1 protein-coding gene and 1 pseudogene are annotated in these 1,475 nt (G+C 60.5%); both read left to right on the forward strand.

Annotation, left to right across the window (positions count from 1 at the left end; all coding sequences use genetic code 11):
• Positions 1 to 213 (forward strand): annotated as a pseudogene (locus A2I95_RS37335) (IS110 family transposase); the annotation flags it as partial.
• A gap of 226 nt (positions 214 to 439) precedes the next feature.
• The coding region (locus A2I95_RS37340) for an IS110 family transposase (protein WP_291737504.1) at positions 440 to 1,475 on the forward strand (1,036 nt) is incomplete at its 3' end.

A 1,475-nucleotide genomic window follows, 5' to 3' on the forward strand; every position in this document is an offset into this window, starting at 1 on the left:
CTGCTGGTGCAGGCCGCCAATGTCATTCTGATGCGCCCGCACCGTTGGGACGCGTTGGGACTAGGGCCATGGCTTCGAGGCGTTGCCGCACGCATGCCGCACAACAAGGCTGCGGTCGCATTGGCCAACAAACTGGCCCGCACAGCCTGGAGCCTTCTGCGCTACGGCACGAAGTACGCGGTCAATAGAGATGCGGCTTTGGGCACGATTTGAAGTCCCCAAAGCCACAAAGAAGTTCGCGAAGGAGAATGGCATGGAACGGAGAAACTACGCCCCCAGAATCTGAGAGCCCAAATGGTCGTCACCGATCTGGTTAGTAATGAGATCAAGGCGCGTGCGTAACCCGCAATGGCCACGGCCCGCGAGCCGGCAAACAGATCCCATGATTAGTGGCGCAGAGCGGATAGGCTGCGCGATGCCAATGATAGGAGAACTGGTCATGTCGTACTCACTCAATACGCCGGAATCTGTTCAATACGACCGCACGCTTGTCCTTGCGATCGAGTTGAGCAGCAAGTCTTGGGTCCTGGCGGCACAAGTGCCTGGTCTGCCGCAATCTAAGACCAGAAATATGATCGCACCTGATAAGCTGGCCCTTGAAACGGCAATCGATGGGTATCGGACCCGTGCCGCCGCCGCTGGCTCTCGAGTCGATCGTGTGATCGCGATTTATGAAGCTGGATGGTCCGGATTCTGGCTGGCGCGATGGTTGATCGCGAAGGGCGTGGAGGTCCACGTTGTCCAGCCTTCGAGTGTTCCAGTTGATCGCCGCATGCGCCGCGCCAAATCCGATGGCATAGATGCCGAGTTGCTTCTCCGCACTCTGATGGCGTGGCTTCGCAGAGAACCGCGGGTCTGTTCCATGGTGCCAATCCCGGACGAAGCCGACGAGGATGCACGGCGATGCATCCGCGAGCGAACGGAGTTGATCTCCGAGCGGATCGGCCTGACCAACCGGATCGGCGCCGTACTGGCGACATTAGGCGTCGAGGGTTACAATCCGCTCCTCCAGAGTCGCCGGCATCGATTGATGGATTTGCGCACCGGGCTCGGTGAGCCGCTGCCGCCGAACGCATTTGCAAAGATTGACCGGCTATTGAGCAGGCTCGAGCTCGTGCTCACCCAGATCGCTCAGCTGGAACGGGAGCGTGATGCCGTGGTTAAGGAACCCGCTGCGGATGAGGCCGGAAAAATGATCCAGCAGCTTTGCCGGTTACGCGGTATCGGGGTGCAGAGCGCCACCGTGCTGGTTCGCGAGGCTTTCGTGCGTCACTTCGCCAATGGCAAGGCGTTGGGATCGTATGCTGGTCTTACGGCGACGCCCTGCAACAGCGGTGGAGTAGAGCGTGAGCAAGGGATCGGGAAAGCCGGAAACAGGCGGCTTAGAACGGCGATGGCCGAACTGGCGTGGCTCTGGCTGCGCTGCCAGCCCGGTGCCGCGCAGGTTGCCCGGTTCCGGGAGCGAACAGGCCAGA

Source organism: Leisingera sp. F5 (assembly GCF_001593695.1).